Origin of the sequence: Tardiphaga sp., from assembly GCF_028290495.1 — a bacterium.
In the GTDB taxonomy this organism is placed as follows: Bacteria; Pseudomonadota; Alphaproteobacteria; order Rhizobiales; family Xanthobacteraceae; genus Tardiphaga.
The window spans coordinates 14,331-32,594 of record NZ_JAQGJT010000017.1; the positions used below are offsets into that span (position 1 = coordinate 14,331).

Annotated in this window: 25 protein-coding genes and 1 tRNA gene; 22 read left to right on the forward strand and 4 right to left on the reverse strand. The window is 57.9% G+C overall.

The genetic code is table 11. The annotated features are described in order from the left end of the window. Positions 1 to 3: 3 nt before the first annotated feature. Together JWQ24_RS01955 and JWQ24_RS01960 are read right to left on the reverse strand one after the other, a co-directional pair. Entirely contained in the window at positions 4 to 819 is an 816-nt protein-coding gene (locus JWQ24_RS01955) for an ABC transporter permease (RefSeq protein ID WP_299803688.1), read from the reverse strand. A 55-nt stretch (positions 820 to 874) separates the two neighbouring features. Further along, entirely contained in the window at positions 875 to 1,882 is a 1,008-nt protein-coding gene (locus JWQ24_RS01960; RefSeq protein ID WP_299803690.1) for an ABC transporter substrate-binding protein, read from the reverse strand. Positions 1,883 to 2,212: 330 nt separating this feature from the next. Here JWQ24_RS01960 and JWQ24_RS01965 point away from each other — a divergent pair. From JWQ24_RS01965 to JWQ24_RS02050, 18 genes are all read left to right on the forward strand, one after another. Beyond that, a tRNA-Pro gene (locus tag JWQ24_RS01965) sits at positions 2,213 to 2,289 on the forward strand. 273 nt (positions 2,290 to 2,562) lie between these two features. Continuing rightward, on the forward strand, positions 2,563 to 3,783 hold the full coding sequence (locus tag JWQ24_RS01970; protein WP_299803692.1) for a phage portal protein: 1,221 nt from the start codon (positions 2,563 to 2,565) through the stop codon (positions 3,781 to 3,783). After that, a complete protein-coding gene (locus JWQ24_RS01975) occupies positions 3,780 to 4,415 on the forward strand; it encodes a hypothetical protein (RefSeq protein ID WP_299803695.1) in 636 nt (211 codons plus the stop codon). The genes JWQ24_RS01970 and JWQ24_RS01975 overlap by 4 nt, the downstream gene beginning before the upstream one ends. Further along, positions 4,412 to 4,741 carry a gene transfer agent family protein gene (locus JWQ24_RS01980; RefSeq protein ID WP_299803696.1) on the forward strand — a complete coding sequence of 110 codons (330 nt, stop codon included), beginning with the start codon at positions 4,412 to 4,414 and terminating at the stop codon, positions 4,739 to 4,741. The genes JWQ24_RS01975 and JWQ24_RS01980 overlap by 4 nt, the downstream gene beginning before the upstream one ends. After that, positions 4,734 to 5,243, forward strand: a complete 510-nt coding sequence (locus JWQ24_RS01985) for an HK97 family phage prohead protease (protein WP_299803699.1) — start codon at positions 4,734 to 4,736, stop codon at positions 5,241 to 5,243. Before JWQ24_RS01980 ends, JWQ24_RS01985 begins: the two co-directional genes overlap by 8 nt. After that, complete coding sequence (locus JWQ24_RS01990) at positions 5,240 to 6,403, forward strand: phage major capsid protein (RefSeq protein WP_299803701.1); 1,164 nt, start codon at positions 5,240 to 5,242, stop codon at positions 6,401 to 6,403. Before JWQ24_RS01985 ends, JWQ24_RS01990 begins: the two co-directional genes overlap by 4 nt. Before the next feature lie 5 nt (positions 6,404 to 6,408). Continuing rightward, complete coding sequence (locus tag JWQ24_RS01995; RefSeq protein WP_299803706.1) at positions 6,409 to 7,011, forward strand: hypothetical protein; 603 nt, start codon at positions 6,409 to 6,411, stop codon at positions 7,009 to 7,011. After that, positions 7,011 to 7,373 carry an HNH endonuclease gene (locus tag JWQ24_RS02000; RefSeq protein WP_299803708.1) on the forward strand — a complete coding sequence of 121 codons (363 nt, stop codon included), beginning with the start codon at positions 7,011 to 7,013 and terminating at the stop codon, positions 7,371 to 7,373. Before JWQ24_RS01995 ends, JWQ24_RS02000 begins: the two co-directional genes overlap by 1 nt. 68 nt (positions 7,374 to 7,441) lie before the next feature. Further along, the gene (locus JWQ24_RS02005) at positions 7,442 to 7,750 is read left to right on the forward strand and encodes a hypothetical protein (RefSeq protein ID WP_299803711.1); all 309 of its coding nucleotides are present in this window, start codon (positions 7,442 to 7,444) and stop codon (positions 7,748 to 7,750) included. 16 nt (positions 7,751 to 7,766) lie between these two features. Further along, entirely contained in the window at positions 7,767 to 8,051 is a 285-nt protein-coding gene (locus tag JWQ24_RS02010; RefSeq protein WP_299803714.1) for a head-tail connector protein, read from the forward strand. Beyond that, positions 8,051 to 8,455: a DUF3168 domain-containing protein gene (locus tag JWQ24_RS02015; RefSeq protein WP_299803717.1), complete on the forward strand. Its 405-nt coding sequence runs from the start codon at positions 8,051 to 8,053 to the stop codon at positions 8,453 to 8,455. Before JWQ24_RS02010 ends, JWQ24_RS02015 begins: the two co-directional genes overlap by 1 nt. Then, a complete protein-coding gene (locus JWQ24_RS02020) occupies positions 8,452 to 8,769 on the forward strand; it encodes a phage head closure protein (RefSeq protein ID WP_299803720.1) in 318 nt (105 codons plus the stop codon). Before JWQ24_RS02015 ends, JWQ24_RS02020 begins: the two co-directional genes overlap by 4 nt. Continuing rightward, the gene (locus JWQ24_RS02025; protein ID WP_299803723.1) at positions 8,766 to 9,170 is read left to right on the forward strand and encodes a phage terminase small subunit P27 family; all 405 of its coding nucleotides are present in this window, start codon (positions 8,766 to 8,768) and stop codon (positions 9,168 to 9,170) included. Before JWQ24_RS02020 ends, JWQ24_RS02025 begins: the two co-directional genes overlap by 4 nt. Further along, positions 9,139 to 10,746 carry a terminase TerL endonuclease subunit gene (locus JWQ24_RS02030; protein WP_366521404.1) on the forward strand — a complete coding sequence of 536 codons (1,608 nt, stop codon included), beginning with the start codon at positions 9,139 to 9,141 and terminating at the stop codon, positions 10,744 to 10,746. Before JWQ24_RS02025 ends, JWQ24_RS02030 begins: the two co-directional genes overlap by 32 nt. Further along, entirely contained in the window at positions 10,743 to 11,144 is a 402-nt protein-coding gene (locus JWQ24_RS02035; protein WP_299803727.1) for a hypothetical protein, read from the forward strand. Before JWQ24_RS02030 ends, JWQ24_RS02035 begins: the two co-directional genes overlap by 4 nt. After that, positions 11,137 to 11,487, forward strand: coding sequence for a gene transfer agent family protein (locus tag JWQ24_RS02040; protein ID WP_299803730.1), 351 nt, complete (start codon positions 11,137 to 11,139; stop codon positions 11,485 to 11,487). Before JWQ24_RS02035 ends, JWQ24_RS02040 begins: the two co-directional genes overlap by 8 nt. Further along, positions 11,487 to 13,742, forward strand: coding sequence for a hypothetical protein (locus JWQ24_RS02045; protein WP_299803731.1), 2,256 nt, complete (start codon positions 11,487 to 11,489; stop codon positions 13,740 to 13,742). The genes JWQ24_RS02040 and JWQ24_RS02045 overlap by 1 nt, the downstream gene beginning before the upstream one ends. A 155-nt stretch (positions 13,743 to 13,897) precedes the next feature. Further along, positions 13,898 to 14,644: a hypothetical protein gene (locus tag JWQ24_RS02050; protein WP_299803732.1), complete on the forward strand. Its 747-nt coding sequence runs from the start codon at positions 13,898 to 13,900 to the stop codon at positions 14,642 to 14,644. A 478-nt stretch (positions 14,645 to 15,122) separates the two neighbouring features. Here the strand turns inward: JWQ24_RS02050 and JWQ24_RS02055 are convergent, their stop codons facing one another. Then, entirely contained in the window at positions 15,123 to 15,548 is a 426-nt protein-coding gene (locus JWQ24_RS02055; RefSeq protein ID WP_299803733.1) for a hypothetical protein, read from the reverse strand. Positions 15,549 to 15,740: 192 nt separating this feature from the next. Between JWQ24_RS02055 and JWQ24_RS02060 the strand changes: the two genes are divergently transcribed. The 4 genes from JWQ24_RS02060 to JWQ24_RS02075 are packed head-to-tail and all read left to right on the forward strand — an operon-like array spanning position 15,741 to position 16,864. Next, positions 15,741 to 16,028: a hypothetical protein gene (locus JWQ24_RS02060; protein WP_299803735.1), complete on the forward strand. Its 288-nt coding sequence runs from the start codon at positions 15,741 to 15,743 to the stop codon at positions 16,026 to 16,028. A gap of 40 nt (positions 16,029 to 16,068) precedes the next feature. Continuing rightward, positions 16,069 to 16,491, forward strand: coding sequence for a hypothetical protein (locus tag JWQ24_RS02065; protein WP_299803737.1), 423 nt, complete (start codon positions 16,069 to 16,071; stop codon positions 16,489 to 16,491). Continuing rightward, on the forward strand, positions 16,488 to 16,688 hold the full coding sequence (locus tag JWQ24_RS02070) for a hypothetical protein (RefSeq protein ID WP_299803739.1): 201 nt from the start codon (positions 16,488 to 16,490) through the stop codon (positions 16,686 to 16,688). Before JWQ24_RS02065 ends, JWQ24_RS02070 begins: the two co-directional genes overlap by 4 nt. Then, positions 16,685 to 16,864, forward strand: coding sequence for a hypothetical protein (locus JWQ24_RS02075; protein WP_299803741.1), 180 nt, complete (start codon positions 16,685 to 16,687; stop codon positions 16,862 to 16,864). Before JWQ24_RS02070 ends, JWQ24_RS02075 begins: the two co-directional genes overlap by 4 nt. Positions 16,865 to 16,980: 116 nt before the next feature. Here JWQ24_RS02075 and JWQ24_RS02080 read toward each other — a convergent pair whose 3' ends face one another. Then, entirely contained in the window at positions 16,981 to 18,246 is a 1,266-nt protein-coding gene (locus tag JWQ24_RS02080) for a hypothetical protein (protein ID WP_299803744.1), read from the reverse strand. Between the last annotated feature and the right edge of the window lie 18 nt (positions 18,247 to 18,264).

The window sequence follows — 18,264 nt, forward strand, 5'->3', positions numbered from 1 at the left end:
GACCTACCCCGCCGCCGCAACGGCGCCGCCGCTGAACGAGCGCGCCAGAGCCAGAATCGCCCAGGCGATCACGCCGAGCCCGATCGACAGCGCCGCCGAGATCGAGAAATTCGCGGCCAGCGTGAACTCGGTATAGATCAGCATCGGCAGCACATCGATGTTGGTCGCCAGGGTGAACGCCGTGCCGAACGCGCCCATCGCGGTCGCAAACGCGATCGCGCCCGACGCGACGAAAGCCGGGCCCAGCGCCGGCAGCACCACGTCGCGCTGCACCGCCCACGGGCTGGCGCCAAGCGAGCGCGCAGCTTCCTCGAGCCCGACATCGAGCTTCTGCACCGCCGCCATGATGGTGAGGATGACGCGCGGGATCGAGAAATACAGATAGCCCAGGAAAAGCCCGAAGATCGAATAGGCGAATACGATCTTCTCGCCGAGAACCGCATTGGAGATCGCACCGATCAATCCCTGACGGCCGGCGAGCAGAATGATCAGGAAGCCGACCACCACGCCGGGAAACGCCAGCGGAAACGTCAGCATCGCGATCAGCACGGCGCGGCCGGGAAAGCGATGGCGCTGCAGGAACAGCCCGGCGATGGTGGCGACGACAAGTGTGACCAGCGTCGTCGCCGCCGCCAGCACCACGGTATTGATCAGCGTGGCGCGGTAGCGCGGCTCGACGAGAATGGCGAGATAGGCACCGGGGCCGCGCGGACCGGTGGCGCCGACCACGACCAGTTGCGCCATCGGCAGCAGGAAGAAGGTGGCCGTTACCACGACGAGCGGCAACAGGCAGAGCCAGACGAAGGATTTATGCGACATGATAAAACGGTGCCCCACTCAAGGGGCACCTTACAGTATCAAATGATTTCACGGTTCAACGGACTTCCGCGAGGTAGCGGTCGGTGAAGCCCTTCTGCGCCAGCTCCATCTTGCCCCAGTCCACGCTCTTGGCGCGGGCGTAGTCGCTGTCGGGCAGGAACTTGGCCTTCACGGCTTCCGGCAGATCGATCTTGCGGGCGGGGCGCAGGTAGGCGTTGGTCCAGATCGCCTGGCCCTTGTCGGACAGAAGATAGTCCATGACCTTCTTGGCTTTATCCTTGTCCGGCGCGTTTTTCACGAGGCCGACAACATAGGGAAACACGACCGAGCCTTCGCAGGGAATCACGAACTCGAAATTGCCCTTCTCGGAATACTTGGCGCGGTAGGCGTTGAAGTCGTAGTCGAACAGGATCGGCATCTCGCCGGACACCACGCGGGCATACGACGTCTGCTTCGGCACGATCGGATCGTTCTTCTTGAGGTCCTTGAAGAACTTCAGGGCGGGCTCGAAGTTTTCGGCGGAACCGCCGAGCGCCAGGTTGACCGCAACCGCGCCGACATAACCGACCGCCGCTGAGGACGGGTCGAGATAGCCGACCATGCCCTTGTAAGCAGGCTTGAGCAGATCAGCCCAGCACTTCGGCACCGGTGCGCCAGCCAGCGCATCCTTGTTGACGAAGAAGCCCAGCGTGCCGGAGTGGATAGTCGTCCAGTAGCCCTCGGGATCCTTCAGGCCGGCATCGACCTGATCCCAGCCCGCGGGCTTGTAGGGCTCCAGCGCGTCCTGCGCCTTCGCCTTCATGCCGAAGGTCACGCCGAAATAGCCAATGTCACCGACCGGGTTGGCTTTCTCCGCGAGAATCTGCGCCAGCGCCTGACCGGAATTCTTGTTGTCATGCGGCATGTCGATGTTGAGGTCGGCCTTGACCGCCTTGATCATCGACGCCCAATCGGCCCATTCCGGCGGACAATTGTAGCAGATCACGTCGGCAGCCCGGGCGGGCGGCGACACCGCTGCAAGGAGCACGGCCGAAACGGCGAAGAAAAAAGCGCGCAACTTCATGGAATGTCCCCGGTAAAAATGCATGAGACCGGTAGGCAATTGCCGCACCGGCCTTTCAATGGAACCCTTATAGCGCGCGCATGACACATTTGCGACAGCCCCTCGCCGCCCCGCGGATCGGTCGAATGAATGCATTCCGATCCACAGCCTTCGAAGCGACGACGACCTGGCAGCGGCCCCGCAGCACGCTCTCGTTGAGCCCGTCGGATAGCCACCGCGCCCACATGATCGTGCGGTGCACTACGGCATTGGAGAAATGCTGGTAGTCGGTCGTACGCCACGGATGCGGCTTGCTGGTTCGGACTTAAGCGTGTATCGACACCGCATCGTCGGGGTATAGCGCAGCCTGGTAGCGCGGCAGTTTTGGGTACTGCAGGTCCAAGGTTCGAATCCTTGTGCCCCGACCAGTTTCAACATAATTGAACAATATCAATTACTTAGTCGATTTTACCCTCCCAAAAAACGGCCATACTCGTAACAGTTTGGCGTGTGCCACAAGCGGGTTGCGACTCAATCCCGCCGCAATTCCTCGTTACTTTATTGTCACACCATGTTTCGACCTAGTTCTGGAATTCCCAGCGGGTCAGTCGGCGTCTAGCCATTAGGTGTCATTCCGACGGACCGAAGCGTGTCGCGTCAGCATCCGATCATTTCCATGCTGATGAAAAGACACCTTATATATGTCCGCGACCCGGCGATCCCTCGCGTCACGATTCCAGAAATTTGTAGGTCTTGAAACCAAGGCCAGCCTCGCTTCGCCCGATACGGCGTTGTTCGAGCTATTCGGCGCCCTGCCCTCTGCGTCCGGCATCCGCGTCACGCCGCTGACCGCCATGACCTGCGCGCCAGTCGCCTGCGCGGTCAATGCGATCTCCCAAGCGCTCGGCCAGCTCCCGGTTCACGTCTACCAGCGCGGCGCTGATGGCTCCAAAGAGCGCGCGCCTGATCATCCCGTCTATCGGCTGCTCCACGACGAGAGCAACGAATGGACCCCGGCGACCAAGTTCCGCGAAGAACTGGTCCGGGACGCGCTGCTCTACCGTCACGGCGGCTTCGCTGAGATCATCCGTGTTGACGGTGGCAAGCCCTTCGAACTGATCCGCATCAACCCGGAAGTGACGCCTGTCACTGTCGGCATGTCGCAGGACGGCCCGGTCTACAGCGTCCAAGAGAACGGCAAAGCTCGGCCAATCGATCGCCAGAACATCCTTCACCTTCCGTCGCCGTCGCTTTCCGGCATGGGCTTGGCACACGACGCCCGCGAAGCCATCGGCTTACTGCTGGTCCTCGAACGACACGCCAACCAGCTTTTCGCCAACTCGGCACGCCCCAGCTCCATCTTGTCCGTCAAGGGCACCGGCACCGTTCCGCCGTCCGCCGACATGCTCGCCAAGATTCGCGCCGCATGGCTCGCGGCCTTCGGTAACGGCAAGTCTGGCGGCACTGCCGTCCTTCCGTCCGAAGTCGACTGGCAGCAAGTTACGCTGTCTTCGGTCGATGCTCAGTTCCTCGAAATCTTCCGCTTCTACATCGAGCAGATTTCCCGACACTTCCGCGTTCCGCCGCACATTCTCTATGAGTTGGGCCGCGCTACTTGGGGCAACTCTGAGGAAATGAACCAGCAGTTCCTCGACGGGACGCTGATGAAGTGGATCACCGCATTTGAGGGCGAAGTCCGCTTGAAGCTTTTCGACCGCGAAGAACGCGACACCTACTTTGCAGAATTTCTGACTGATGGTTTCGTTCGCGCAAACTACTCGGCTCGAATGGAAGGTCTGTCGAAAGGAATTGCCGCGCGGATTATCTGTCCAAACGAAGCAAGGGAAATTCTCAACAAGCCGCCTTACGTCGGTGGCGATAAATTCGAAAATCCGCACACCTCGACGGCGGTGGTGTCGTGAACACCATTCACCTCTACGGCAAGCTCCGGAAGCAGTTCGGCCCGTCCTTCAACTTTGAAGTATCGACCGCTGCTGAAGCGCTACGCGCGCTTAACTGCGCGTTCCCCGGCGAATTCGTCGCAGCGCTGCGCACCGGCAACTACAAGCTTGTACGCGGCGCCAAGGCCACCGGCATGGTGCTGGATTTAGACCGAGTGAACGACTTCAACCTTGGTCGTGCTGATCTGCACCTGATCCCGGCCGCCGCTGGCGCGGCCAACGGCAAGGGTATCGCCAAGACCATCATCGGCACCGCCCTTATCGGCGGCGCTATCTTCATGTCGGGCGGCACACTCGCCGCGCCGCTTTCGATGTTGGGCGCCCCGACCGCGATCGGCATGAGCTACGGCAACATCGCCGTTATCGGCCTGGGCATCGCATTGTCCGGTGTTTCGTCGCTGCTCGCCGCTCCGGCCGGCGCTACGGAAGCCGCTGCCGCGTCGGAATCCTTCGCCATCAACGGCCCCAGCAACATCGCGCAGCAAGGCGCTCCGCTCGCGCTGATCTACGGCGAAGTCATCACCGGCTCCACCTGCATCTCCTTTGACGCCGACGTAGAAGACATCGGCGCATATCAGGATGCAGCGGCATGACCGATACGTCACACACCGCATACTTCGGTGATGCCGAATACACCTTCAAGTTCACGCCGGAATTGCTTTTAGAACTGGAGCGCAGGACCGGCGCCGGCTTCGGACAGCTTTGCACTCGCGTCTTCGCCAACGCCTTCACGCATACCGATCTTTTAGAGACCATTCGCCTGTCGCTCGTGGGCTCTGGCGTTGCGCCAAAACGGGCTGACGAAATGATTGCGACTTACGCGATCAACCGGCCAATCATCGAAATTCAGCCGCTCGCCACCGCCATTCTTGAAGCGCGTTGGCTCGGCAAACCTAAGCATGAGGCCGCGCGTGGATAAACTTGAACTCAAGGCTTCACTGAGCGTCACCGACGACGGCCAGATTGCCGGCATCGCATGGCCTTTCGGATCACCCGATAAGGTTGGTGATCTCATTACCATGGGTGCGTTCGGCGTCATCTTGGCGGACTTGCCTATTCTGTATCAGCATAATCCTGCTGATCTCGTCGGCACTTGGACCGAGGCGGCGGAAACTGACGCAGGGCTGGTTGTAAAGGGCCAGCTCCATCTGGATCACGCGCGCGCCCGTTCCGTGCGAGCCATGCTGCGCAGCGGACTCGTCAGCGGCTTGTCGATCGGCTTCCGGACGAAGTCGGCCACCAAGCAGGGCCGCAACAGGATTATCACCGCACTCGATCTCGCCGAGATCTCTCTAGTCCACGAACCCAGCCATCCCCGCGCTCGCATCCTGAGCGCCAAATCCGACATCACGGCAGCCGCCGTTATCGCCGACATCATTAATCGCGCCACGGCAGCGCTTCGAAAGGACTACCTCAAGTGAATAACCTCGCTCTCGCTATGGAATTTAAAGACGACGACGCGGACCCGGTAGCCGCCGTGACTGCAGCGCTCGCCGGCTTCAAGACCGAACTCGACGGCCGTCTGTCGGCTATGGAAACCAAGGCTTTCGATCCCGCTGCGTTCGCGAAACTGGTCAGTCGCATCGATGGCGTCGAAGCCAAGGCGAACCGTCCGGGCGTGACCGGCGACAACGAGAATAACAGCCTGCTCGAAACCAAGGCGTTCGTCTCGTTCGCCCGCCGCGGCATCGAGCGCATGGGCGCCGATGAAGTTAAGTCGCTCACGGTCGCGACTGATGCAGCCGGCGGCTACCTTGCGCCCCAGCAGTTCGGCGCTGAGCTGATCAAGCTGCTTCGCCAGTATTCGCCCATTCGCCAGTATGCCCGCGTCATCACCATCGGCGCATCGGAGATCACCTATCCCCGGCGCACGGGCAGCACGTCTGCATCGTGGGTTGGCGAAACGGAAGATCGCACCGCGAGCGAACCGTCCTTCGAACAGCTCACCATCGCGCCGTTCGAACTGGCAACCTTCACGGATGTCTCGACCCAGCTTCTGGAAGATAACGCCTACAACCTCGAAGGCGAGCTTTCTGCTGACTTTGCCGAAAGCTTCGGCATCAAGGAAGGCATGGCTTTCGTGAAGGGTACCGGAACGGGCCAGCCCAAGGGCATCATGACGGCTACCGGCATCTTGGAAATCACCACCGGCTCGGCTACGGCGTTCCCCACGTCGAACCCCGCTGACGTGATTATCGGCATGTTCCACAAGCTGCCGAACGTCCATGCGCAGAACGGCGTCTGGATGATGAACCGCAACACGCTGGCGGAAATCCGCAAGTGGAAGGACAGCACTGGTCGGTATCTGATCATCGATCCGATCAGCATGGGCGCACCGCTGACCCTGCTGGGTCGTCCGATCGCTGAGATGATCGACATGGACGACATCGGCGCCGGAAAATATCCGCTGCTGTTCGGTGACATGCAGGGCTACCGCATTGTGGACCGCATCGGCCTGTCCATTCTGCGGGATCCCTATTCGCTCGCGACCAAGGGCCAGGTTCGTATTCATGCGCGCAAGCGGGTTGGCGCTGGCCTGACCCATCCTGACCGCTTCGTGAAGCTCAAGGTCGCGGCTTAACGAACATGCAGCTCGCATCGAACGACGTTGAAATTAAAGTAGGTCGGGAAACCCTCTACCTGCGTCCGACGCTGCGGGCTGCTTTTCGCCTAGAGCAGAAATACGATGGCTTTGAGAAGTTAATCCGAGCCATCTATACCGGCCATCTTGCGGCTTACGGCGATGTCATTCGAGAAGGAACCGGCCAGCGCTCAGCATTGACCGACTATCTCGACAATGCCGGCGACACACCTCTGGTCGTCAGCCTCGATCTTTTAGTCGGGCCAATGTGCGATTTCATCGTCAGCCTGACGGGCGATGCTGAGGCCGCTGTAGAGGCCAGCAAGGGCTCACCGATCTCATTCAAGGAATATCACACCAAACTCTACAGGCTGGCTACGGGCTGGTTAGGTTGGCCTCCTGCTGCGGCGTGGGAAGCGACCCCGGCGGAAATCCTAGAAGCCTATCAAGGCCGCACCGAAATGCTCGCTTCGATCTTCGGCGGCAAGAAAGAAGGCGACGAAAACACGCTCGACGCGACCAAGGGTGAAGTTAGTGGCGCTATCCGTGCCGAACTCAATGCGCTCGGCAATCTGACCAAAACCACGATGGCTGAGGTGCGCGGCTGATGCCAATCAAAGCACCTCGCATCTGTAGCTGTGGCAGCCGCATCGCCGGCAACGCCGTGTGCATCTGTCGCCAGCGCGCCAAGGCGGAAGCCGATAAGCGCCGGCCATCGGCAAGCGCACGCGGCTATGACGGCAAATGGCAGCGCGAAAGCAAAGCCTACCTCGCACGACCTGAGAATGCCCATTGCGCGTGTGGTTGCGGCCGACGTGCTGACACGGTGGACCATATCATCCCGCACAAAGGTGACATGAAGCTTTTCTGGAATCGCAAGAACTGGGCTCCGCTCGCCGCCTCGCCTTGTCACAACAGCCGCAAGCAATCGCTCGAACGCCGTAGTCTCAACAATCTGGAATCTCAATGACTCATCACCGTATAATCAAATTCAAAGGTCACGCTGACACTATGTCCGGCTGGGCCCGGAGGCAGGGTATGGACGTCCATACACTGCAGAACCGCTTTCGTTCAGGCTGGACGGTTGAGCGTGCTCTGACAGTTCCGGTTCGCTCACGCGCCACCCGCCGTACAACTGCGCCATCGGCATCTTTGTCGGCGGGTACGATCGTCAAGAACATGATGCGTGCCGACCTCGCTCAGCAGCGTGAACTGACTCGAATGCTCCGTCAGTTCAGCCGTGACTTCGCAATGATCATGGAACGGTCAATGCACCGGGGGGTGGTCGACGACTTAGCCGAAAAGCCTTCTGACCGGTCACTCTCCGTCGCGCAAGATCTGACCTAATTGGAATTTTTCTGAAATGACGATCTCGCTCGCCAACTTGAAGGCGCACCTGAATATCACCACGGATGACGACGACGACCTGTTGCAGGACAAGATCGACGCGGCCAGTCAGTGGATTGCGAAATACACAGGCGTTCCGGTCGATGCGCCGGATACTCCAGCCCCGTTTGACGAGGCGACGCGTCAGCTTGCGGCTCATTTGTATGAGAACCGCGAGGCCACGATGGTCGGCGTCACCGCGCAGTTGCTGCCGCTAGGCCTCTTGGACCTACTCAATCCATACCGGGAATGGGCATTTTGATGGCGATTGAGCCCTCTTTAGCCCTTCAAGCTGCTGTTGGCGCACGTCTCGCGGCGTCCCCTGCCGTGACTGCGCTTGTTCCGGCTGCAGGCATCTTCGATCGTAGCGGCCGCCCTGAGTTGGAGCGCTGCATCATCATCGGTGAAGGGCAGTCGGTCTATGACGACTACCACGGCACCGCATACGCCACGTTGCACGTGTGGGTGAAAGAAGCCGGCCTCGCTACCTCGAAGGAGATCGCTGGCGCTTGCCGTGATGCCCTGAAGGACCGCCCGTGGTCACTCGCTGGTTACGTGACCCATGATCTGCGGGTGACGAACTCTCACTTCATGCGTGACAGCCAGGGCGAATACTCTCACGGCGTCGTCACCGTCCGCGCCATTGTGCAGGAACGGGCATCGTGAGGGCCGGCGACCTGACCGAGACCATCACGCTGGAACGATGCACCACGTCAATGGACGCGAACCGTGCGCCTGTCGAGACATGGGCGTCGTTGGTGACCGTGCGCGCCGGTGTCGTCACGGCTTCAACTGAAGAATTCATCCGCGGTCGCGGCGCGACTTCCGAGACCTCAATCGTGTTCCGTATCCGGTATGTGGACGACCTGACCCTTGCCGATCGGGTGATTTACTACGGCGACGCCTACAACATTAAGGACATGCGCGAGCTAGGCCGCGCGCGTGGCCTCGATATCCGCGTCGAACGGGCGGGCGCATGAGGGGCGTGAAGCCTGCAATCGTTGTTGCGGGAACCATTTACCAGACGCCTGCGGCTCCGGCTTGGCTGTCCCGGCTTGGCAAAACCGAGTGGAAGAAGGTGGCCGCGATTCTGGTTGAACGCCGGCACCTGACCGACGCTGATCTTGGCACGCTCGCGGCGTATGCCGACGCTGTTGGTCAGCTCGCGGAATCGACCCGGATAGTGAACCGGGAGGGCATGGTCATCGAGACCAAGGCCGGCCTGCGGAAGCATCCTGCAATCTCCATCCAGATGAATGCCCGGAACCAGATTCGCCAGCTTGCCGCTGAGCTCGGTTTGACCCCGGTTTCACGGTCCCGCCCATCGATCCGTGATGACGGAGGCGATGATGGCGACGACCTATCCCCATTGGCTCTATGATGGTTCGGCCATCGATGATCCGCTGGGCTTTGGCGAGCGTGCTGTCGAGTTCTTCCGCCGTCTCAAACACCCCAAAAGCCGCCTGCCGAAAAAGGCGTTCCAGCTCGATCCGTGGCAGGAACGCATTGTTCGGCGCATCTATGGCCCGCGTAAAGGCGATGGCTCCCGCATCGTCAGCACTGTCGTCATGCTGTTGCCTCGCGGCAATCGCAAGACTTCGTTCGCCGCTGCGCTCGCACTTCTCCATACCATCGGACCTGAGAAAGTGGTGAACGGCGAAGCCATCTTCGCGGCAAGCGATAGGCAGCAAGCCGGCATCGGGTTCAAGGAAGCGCTTGGCATTGTGCAGGCGGAACCCAAAGTTCTGTCGAAGCTCAAGGTCTATGATGCCCATAACTCAGCCAAGAAAATCGTGTATCCGCGCGGTGCGACGCTTGAAGTTATTGCTTCGGAGGCTGGTGGTCAGCACGGTCGCACGCCCGCGTTCGTCCTGGCTGATGAGTTGCACGTTTGGCCGAACAAATATCTATGGGAAGCTCTGACTACCGGCCTCGATAAGCTGGATGACCCGCTTTTGATCGTTGCCACGACTGCCGGTCGCGGTCAGGAGAACATTGCATGGGAGATTGTCGAGAACGCCCGCAAGGTGGCGCGCGGCGAAATCGATGACCCTTCCATCTTGCCGGTGCTGTTCGAAGCGGATCCTAATTGCGATTACGCGGACGAAGATGTCTGGCGTAGCGTGAACCCCGGCAGCTCGCACGGTTACCCCAGCATTGAGGGTTTCCGGCGTCACGTTCGCCGCGCGAAGAACAGCCCCAGCGAACGGGACAGCCTTCGCCAGTTGAAGCTCAATATTTGGCTGGAAAACAGCACAAGCCCGTTTGTTGATATGGCGATTTATGACGAAGGTAGCGCGCCCATCGACCTTGAAGCGTTGCGCGGCCAGCCTTGCTGGATTGGCGTTGACGTTTCGAAAACGACCGATCTGACGGCCGTCGTCGCCTGTTTCAGGAAAGAGGACGGCTTCGTTGTCCTGCCGCAGTTCTTTTGCCCGGAAGACAATATCCTCGCTCGCTCTGAGCGCGATGGCGTCAACTATGTCGAGTGGGGTAAAGAAAAACTGATCACGCCGACGCCGGGCAATGTCGTAGATTATTTACAAGTTGCCGACGCCATCATTGCGTTGTGCGAACGCTATGAGGTTCGCGAGATCGGCATTGATGTCACCTATGCGCAGGCGATCATCGCCATCCTGACCGAACGCGGCTTGCCTGTTGTCATTCTGCAGCAAGGGTGGAAGACGCAGTCACCGGCGCTGAGCGAGCTTGAACGCGCCATCATCGCGCGCCGTTTCCAGCACGGCGGCCACAAGGTGCTGCGCTGGAATTTCTCGAACGTCGTCATCCATAAAGACTCGAACGAAAATCGAACTATCCACAAAGGCAAGTCGACCGATCGCGTAGATGGAGCATCTGCTACTTGGATGGCGGTCAGTCGCGCCGCCGCTGGCAACAGCAGCCTGTCGTTCCTCAATGATCCGAGCGTCACGGCGGAAGACATGGTGCTTCCATGACCGCAGACGAACTTCAGACCTATCTCGAAAATCTCCCGGACAAGGTGCTGAATGATGTTGCCGACGTGCTTCAGCAGCAGGCGAAGCATCTGTCGGATGCTCAGCGTGCCGCTTTACAGGGTCAACAGAGCGCGCCGGCCGAAACCGGCAACCTCGAAGGAAGCTGTCGCGTCGAAACCGGCGAAGATCCCCTAGACGTGCACGTCGTCGCGGGTGGCGATCTGACCGAGACTGAGGTTCGGACCGGCAGCGGCGAACCTTACGATTACGCGCTGGGCTTCGAATTCGGGAACAGCCGGCAAGCTGCGCGACCCTTTTTCTTTTCGACTTATAGGGCGATGAAACCCGACATTGATACCGCAATCTCAGAAGCTATACAGAAAGCACTTGATGACTGACAACATGAATACGCCTAAGCTTATTTGGGCTGGCGGCGAACACGCCTTCACCCTCAATCATTCTTGGGTGCGCGCTGCGCTCAGCATCCGTGGGCTTCCCGGAGACTATGGAACAACGCCGGCAGCCTGCTTCAAACGGTTCGAGCAAGGTATCTTCAGCACCGCTGACGTGGAACGCGTCATATTCCTGGGTCTGGTCGGCTCTGGGCTATCGACCAACGAGGCTGAAGCGCTGGTCGATCAATTTGTTCGCTCGCGGCCCGTGCTGGAGAACAGTGCCACCGCGTTCTCAGTTCTGGCAACTCTGTTCACGGATGCATCGAACCTTGAGGACGCTGCATAATGGCAAAGCGTCCTTCGCTCGATATAGGTCTCGGCTCGCCTGACATCGATGCGTTCAAGAACAAGATGAACGATGCGAGCAACCATGTCGGCACAGTCGCCCGACAGATGGCGAAGCGCTTCCTCGATATGAACGACGACCTCAAGGCCGGCTTGCTCGCATCCGCGTCAACCATGGCGCTCGGCATGGTCGGCCGAATTGCGCTCGTGGTCGGTTCGTTCAAGCTCATGAGCGACGCCATCGGCGCAACGCGCGACCAGCTCAAGGAAATGGTCAGCATCGCGGACAAGTCGCAGAACCTTGGCGTCTCACCGGCGTTTTTCCAGTCTTTCATGACGGAATCTCAAAAGCTGAAGGTCGAAGCTGGCGAGCTGGAAGCGGCGCTGTCGCACGCGTTCGGCGCGACCAAGGAAAAATCGCCAATCGACGTGGCGAAATGGGAGACAGGCAAGGAAGAGGTAAACAGCGTCGAGAAGGCGCTGCGGGTCTACAATACTACGCTCGCGCAGACTGCCGGAACGAAGCTGGAAGGCTTGGTGCTCTTCCGCGACGCAGATACGCAAGAGAAGAAGATCCTCGCCGTTCTCGCGGCAATGATCCAGCTGGATAAGATCGGCCAACATGCGGCATCGCTCGATCTCGGTGAGAAAATGTTCGGCGCGCAATTTGTCGATCGCATCCGGCAGGGCAAAACGTCGGCGGAAAGCATGTTGTCGAGCATGAACGCCGCTGCCGCCGCGTCCGACTCCATTTTCTCGAACGATCTAGTGATCCGCGCCAAGGCCGTCGATGAGCAGCTTCAGCTTGCCGAAGGGCGGCTGACCCGCTCGCTGAAGCCGACCTTCGAAGACCTCGCCGGCACCATCTTGAGCATCAAGGGCTATTGGACGGATATTGTCGATCTGATCGGCAAGGCCGTCGAGGTCACAAATCGGCTCGGCATCACCAGCGAAACCGCGCGAAAGAAAGACGAGCTTGCTGCGGTCAACACCGCAATCAAGAACAATACCGGCATTTGGGGCGTTCCGCAGGTTCCAGAATCCGTCACCAGTGCGCTCGGCATGATCTCGCCGCAGGAACGGTTGCGGCAGCGCCGCGATCGTTTGCAGGGCGAGATCGACAGCGCTGAGCGCCAGCCGAACAATCTTCCCGATCTGCCGAAGCCGTCGCGCGGCACCGGCGCCGCGCCGACGTTGAAGCCTACCGGAACGACTGAGGTTGATAAGCTCGACACCGCTGCGAACGCCATCGAGAAGCGCACTGCGGCGTTGGGTGCTGAGGCGGCAGCGATTGATCTCGGCACAGCGGCGCGGGAGAAGTCCAAGGTCACCGCACAGTTGGAAACGGTCGCGAAGCAGGCCAACGCGGCGGCTGGGCTTGGCGAGAATGTCATCACCAGCGCACAGCGGGACCGCATCAATGAGGTCTCCGATGCATACGGCAAGGCCGCGTCGGCGATCGAGAAGGCGCATATCGCGAGCAGCATTAAGTTCGGGAGCCAGACCGCGTTGCTTTCGCCGGAAGACGCATCGATCGCCAGTCAACTGAAGGGCATCTATCCCGACGTGGCGACGGCGCTCGGCAGCGTCGAGGCGGCAGCAATGCGCAGCAACGAGGCGCTCAAGGGCATTGCCAGCACCATGTCATCCACCATGACGACCGGCTTGACCAACATCCTCGACGGCACCAAAAGCGTCAGCGCCGGCTTCGCAGATATGAGCAAGGCAATCTTGCGATCATTGGAAGAGGCCCTGATCAAAATGCTGGTCGTCGGGCCGATCATGCGCTCGCTTGGCGGTGCCTTCGGCTTCTCCACTGGCGGCGCGGTTCCGTTGCCTGGTGCTTCCGACTTCATCGGACCGGTGCTGAAGGCGAGCGGCGGACTGATCAGCGGCCCCGGCACTGGGACTTCAGATTCGATCCCGGCGCGACTGAGTCACGGTGAGTTTGTGGTCAACGCCAACGCGACCTCTCAGAACCGCGCGCTGCTGGAGGCGATCAACGGCGGCCGTATCCCCAAGTTTGCCGATGGCGGCCTTGTAGCAGGCCCGCAGGCGGGCGCAGCGCCTATGGTGGGAAGTCAGACGACAATCGCGCCAACCTTCAACGTCACCGTTGCTGGGCAGGCTGGCGCATCGCCGGAAGATCACGCCGCGGTAGGCGCGGCGATTGCGAGATCTGCCGCGCATCATATGCAGACGATGATCATTTCTGAAATTCGGACACAGATGAAGCCCGGTGGAATACTGCGATAAGGCAAATTCGAACAGTTATAGCGGTGAGTGAGCTGGCGCACTCACATCTTTTATAAATAAATGCGACCCGATTTCGGCTCAGTGAAATACAATGAACGTGAAACGAAAAAGGCCAGCGCTGCCCGCACTGGCCTCCTATTCGATGGAGCCGCCGCATGTCAGTGCGATCGACCTGTTTTGATTCTAGTACCAAATATTTTGAAGTTCAAGCGTCGCCTGACGATGCTGACGACGATTGTGATCTCACGCCGATTGAAGAAACAGCAGAGAGCGCGCTTCGCGATCTCGACCGCGACGCCGGGGCTCGCAGCGCTATCAGTTCTTTCTTCATGGCAGCGCACACAGAAAGCACGGTCGATCCGGCGTTGATCGGTCGTGGCTCAAATGCCAACCCTTTCGTCGCTCAGTCCGGCGGCCCTTCCGATCTTAAGCATTGGAAAGCGGCCGCTGCCATTTTTGAGCAGAGACTGGCAGCCACAAAAGCAAAGGGGCAGTCGGAACGACGGGCTGTTGCTCACCTTAAAAAAGCAGAGACGGCCCGCAGGAGGGTGATCGCTGAGCGCGAACGGTCGGCGCAACGGCGGGCGGCGGCTGCTGCATTGAAGGCTGACCCGACTGCCCGCGCGCTGGTTAGGTCGGCACACTTGAAGGCTGCGACCGCGAACGCGCGCGGTGATCGATTCCTGGAGAAGATCGTTGGCCGAGAGAAATCCCTCTCTATGTTCTGGCGGGCGATGTTGGATGCCAAGGCCAAGCACGGTTCGAAATGTTCTGACCGGCGCATCGCCAGCGAATATACGATCCTTACCGGTGAGCTGATGGACAAACGGCGGGCGACGAGCCACCGCAATATCGTCAATAAATTGGAGGCGCCGGGAGGTGCTTGGGCTCGGCTAAAGTAGCGGTTCAGTCCGGTACGGTTTTAGCGGCTGGCCGGTGCATGGGAGCAGCGAACCGTACCGGACTGAATGAAAGTAAGCGTTGCAGCGCAGGAGTTTCCGAAACATGGGTCCGACCGCGATTTCCATATTACTATCTATATATCTACATAGTATATTTAAGAGTGGGAGCGCGCGGTCGCCTACGGCTCCCTGAAGAAAGCAAGACCTCGCTACGCTCGGCCGCGCTCCGCGCGGGCCTTTTTAAAATATCCATCCCGGATATGAATGCTCCCGGAATCTAAATGACCCTCTCAGGAGGTCGCTGGTGAATTCAAGGCCTTCCGGATCCAAAACCAGCGGTGCCGTAATTTAACGAGCCGGCGCGCCCCCTGAGTCGTTTAATGGGTGGTTGCGGGGCGGTGGAGTGTGCGGAATGTTGATTCGTCTTGATCGGGATAGAGCGCAGCCGTTTTGACTGAGACAAAAGACAGCCACGAAACTACTTTTTGAAGAAGGCGAGCACACCAAAAATGCTGCCAATCAAAGCAAGAGCCAGCGTGACTCGGTTGGCCCAATAGTCCCAATCCGCCTTCTGCTCGGCTCGAATGTCTGAGCGGAGCTTCTGTGCAGCAGAGGCAGTCAAATAGCGTTCCTCGTCGGTGGTGGCGAACGCGTGTGATTCCCAGTCATCTTCATTTCCTGGAGTCGGAACGTGATAGATGTTAGCTTGCTCGATCAAATAATCCGACCGAAACTTATCGAGTGTATAAGTATAGAAGTTCACTGTCCTTCCTGCCTGATACTTTGGGAAATTCATTCCTTCGGCATCTGGCTCATCGGGCACTTGATTGTAAGACTGGAACGCCGCTTTGCGATGTTTTAGAAATCTTCGAAGCGCCCAGCGATATTTTAGTTCGTCGAACATGGCGACCTCAGAACTATTCGAAATGACGCGCCAAACACGTGCGGCGCCTAGCTATTAGCGACATGTTTATATACCCGCGCCAACTACGAAGTAAGTCAATACTGACTTATTGTCCTGTAAAAACAATCACTTGCAAAGAATTAGCGGAAGTGCGAATCACCATGTGCGGGCTTTGCCGCATGGGGATTGGGAATGACCACTGACATCTACATTGCGACCGCGCGCTTCGAGCGCATCGCGGCAGAAATCGCAGCATTGGAGCCTTGCCCGCTCTTCGGCGTGGTGACAGCCGATCAGGTCAAGATGGCGCTGGCTGAAAACGACGTGCTCCCGGAAATCATCCGGGCTGATGTTGAGCGGGCGGCGCGCAGAGACGACCAGATCGAAGCGCGCAAGCAGTCCGACGCTATTTCGAGTCCTGTTGCTGATGAGCAACTAGAGCCGATTTCAGCAGCTGCAAAAACGCTGCTCCTAAACTAACCACTCCATTGAGTAATTCGGCCTACCGCCATGGCTTGCCATGGCAGACAACTCAGGAGTTGTGCCGGTGGATCGCGACTCGCGCTCAGATAGCGAAATCGCCAATTCCATTCCTATAGAAACTCATTCACAGAAAATCATCGCTCGATATAACCCGGAGAAATGTATGGCTGCCATTAGTATTAGAGAGCGCGCCAAGCGCGACGCTGAGCTTGAAACGAAGATGGAAGAGTTCGTCACCAAGGTCACGGGATCGGCGGATGAAATAGTTGCGTCGGCAAAGCGAGAGGCTTTAAAAATGCTGTTAAAAAAGGATCTGCCGTGCGGAAAAAAAATTGGCTATCTCTCCAAAACTGAGGCTTTTGACTACAGCAAGAAATTGGTGGCTCTTGCACATATGTTGAATTGTGCTGCACCTGGATTGCGGGACGATGTTGGCAAATCGTCGAGGAACGTAAAATGAGCGGGGTCGATTATATGAAAATCAAGATGCCAAACGGAAAACTGCTCGGCGATTGTTCAGTTCCGGAAGCAAAGAAGCAGTTGAAGTTAATCGAACAGATGACGATTAAAGATGCGCTTGCGGCTGGCTTTATGACTCATTCCGATGCCCATGCGATATTACGCAGCGTGACCGATGCGAACGGGGTAGCAGAATGAGTGAGCATGAAGAGGATGGTGGCGAAGTTTCCATAGTGATCGACGGGATCGCATACATTGCGCCATATGATATTGCCGATGGATACGTCTATTTGCACTATCAGGATTGGAAGAAGGCGCCGGTTAAAATGCTGCCGAACGGGCACGAAGCGACTGCTCGGTGGGCATTGGGCTAGCTGTTGAGAAGCATCAAGCTTGGAGACGCAACTAAACGCAGCTAACGACTTCCTGAATTGGTAAGCTCGGCGCCCCGTAATCCAAGGCCTCCCTCGCACTACCATTTGCGAGGGAGCTAGCGTTTAAATACGCTGGCTAAGTACCTGGCGAATGCCATTACAATCTCTTCGATTGCTATCAGAGGGCCACGGGGATGCTCAGCGACCCATTGGACCGAGTTTAAGAATAGCGTTCGGGTTAGGTCACTTCGCTGAACGAGAACGATGGCCAAGCAAGGCAAGATGTATATCAAAGAGAAGATAAGATCGATTCCAATGGCGTAGTTCAGCAAAGTCTCATGAGAGCCGATGTTGAGATCAAAATTGATAATTCTCCCAAGATCAGCGATCAGTCGCGTCATATTGTTCAGAATGAAGGTCGCGACTGTTGACAGGAACCAAACCCCGATCTGCATAATTGGGATGGAAGTTATGAAAATAGAAATGATTATGGGCACGGCTAAACTAAGTTCCAGCCTGGCGCTTACGCCTGAAGCAAGCATCGTGATCCAAGTCGGCTGCTCGTAGAATGTATAATCAGGCATATTGCCCAAGGTTAGTACTGCCACAAGCGCCATTGCGCACAACACACCTCCAGTGATCAATCCCGGCATGGCAGTTGCCAAAACAAGATCGAACAGCACAATGAGTACGGCGCCAGCCCTAGATTGAGTGACACGAGAAAGAAGCCAAAGCGTGCAGTTAAGCGAAATATAGAGGCCCAAAAGTAGCGGGAGACCAAAAACGAAATTGCTAAGCGTCTCAGAAAATCCGTTTAGGAGCTTGAGTGTCCTTTCTTTTCTTTCAAGTCCTTCAAGGAGAGTGGTCACGCGAGAATTAATTGTCACCAGCCGTGAAATCTCTTTCAGCGGTTCAAATCCCTCGCCCAAGACGCATGTATTTTGTTCAATAGTGAATTGGGGAGGATCATCTTTGTCGGCGTCGCGTTTTAGGTCATCGTAAGAATACTGATATTTGGCACCACGATCGAAGCTGTATTTTACAAGTTCCTTGATTTCAGTCGCTATCTCTGTAGCGTCTCTTTGATAGCCCTTAATGAATCCCGCGACGCAGAGGACTATCAAGATATACGCAAAGCCCTTTATGAAAAAACTCTGCAGACGCCGCATTAAAAAATAACGCGATATCAGCGCGGCCTGAAATTGCTCGTGGACCTCTAGGTTGGCAGTTCTAAACCAGAAAGCTTCGATCCTGTTGCGTATCGACTTGCGATTCCGATCGTTCAACAAATTATTGGTGGTCGTCAGAAGGAAGCCAAACGTCACTAAGCATATAACCAGCATCGTGACGGCGCTTAGTAACAATCCACCTATCGCCGACAAGTGCCGCGCCTCCAAAAT

Bases quoted from the DNA above. Each gene is read 5' to 3' on its own strand.
- JWQ24_RS02075 (WP_299803741.1), top strand. From the start codon at position 16,685: ATGAGTGAGCATGAAGAGGATGGTGGCGAAGTTTCCATAGTGATCGAC.
- JWQ24_RS02025 (WP_299803723.1), top strand. From the start codon at position 8,766: ATGAGGGGCGTGAAGCCTGCAATCGTTGTTGCGGGAACCATTTACCAG.
- JWQ24_RS02030 (WP_366521404.1), top strand. From the start codon at position 9,139: ATGGCGACGACCTATCCCCATTGGCTCTATGATGGTTCGGCCATCGAT.
- JWQ24_RS02015 (WP_299803717.1), top strand. From the start codon at position 8,051: ATGGCGATTGAGCCCTCTTTAGCCCTTCAAGCTGCTGTTGGCGCACGT.
- JWQ24_RS01970 (WP_299803692.1), top strand. From the start codon at position 2,563: ATGTCCGCGACCCGGCGATCCCTCGCGTCACGATTCCAGAAATTTGTA.
- JWQ24_RS01960 (WP_299803690.1), bottom strand. From the start codon at position 1,882: ATGAAGTTGCGCGCTTTTTTCTTCGCCGTTTCGGCCGTGCTCCTTGCA.
- JWQ24_RS01980 (WP_299803696.1), top strand. From the start codon at position 4,412: ATGACCGATACGTCACACACCGCATACTTCGGTGATGCCGAATACACC.
- JWQ24_RS02000 (WP_299803708.1), top strand. From the start codon at position 7,011: ATGCCAATCAAAGCACCTCGCATCTGTAGCTGTGGCAGCCGCATCGCC.
- JWQ24_RS01955 (WP_299803688.1), bottom strand. From the start codon at position 819: ATGTCGCATAAATCCTTCGTCTGGCTCTGCCTGTTGCCGCTCGTCGTG.
- JWQ24_RS02060 (WP_299803735.1), top strand. From the start codon at position 15,741: ATGACCACTGACATCTACATTGCGACCGCGCGCTTCGAGCGCATCGCG.
- JWQ24_RS02055 (WP_299803733.1), bottom strand. From the start codon at position 15,548: ATGTTCGACGAACTAAAATATCGCTGGGCGCTTCGAAGATTTCTAAAA.
- JWQ24_RS02010 (WP_299803714.1), top strand. From the start codon at position 7,767: ATGACGATCTCGCTCGCCAACTTGAAGGCGCACCTGAATATCACCACG.
- JWQ24_RS02070 (WP_299803739.1), top strand. From the start codon at position 16,488: ATGAGCGGGGTCGATTATATGAAAATCAAGATGCCAAACGGAAAACTG.
- JWQ24_RS02045 (WP_299803731.1), top strand. From the start codon at position 11,487: ATGGCAAAGCGTCCTTCGCTCGATATAGGTCTCGGCTCGCCTGACATC.
- JWQ24_RS02035 (WP_299803727.1), top strand. From the start codon at position 10,743: ATGACCGCAGACGAACTTCAGACCTATCTCGAAAATCTCCCGGACAAG.
- JWQ24_RS02065 (WP_299803737.1), top strand. From the start codon at position 16,069: ATGGCAGACAACTCAGGAGTTGTGCCGGTGGATCGCGACTCGCGCTCA.
- JWQ24_RS01995 (WP_299803706.1), top strand. From the start codon at position 6,409: ATGCAGCTCGCATCGAACGACGTTGAAATTAAAGTAGGTCGGGAAACC.
- JWQ24_RS02040 (WP_299803730.1), top strand. From the start codon at position 11,137: ATGACTGACAACATGAATACGCCTAAGCTTATTTGGGCTGGCGGCGAA.
- JWQ24_RS02005 (WP_299803711.1), top strand. From the start codon at position 7,442: ATGGACGTCCATACACTGCAGAACCGCTTTCGTTCAGGCTGGACGGTT.
- JWQ24_RS02050 (WP_299803732.1), top strand. From the start codon at position 13,898: ATGTCAGTGCGATCGACCTGTTTTGATTCTAGTACCAAATATTTTGAA.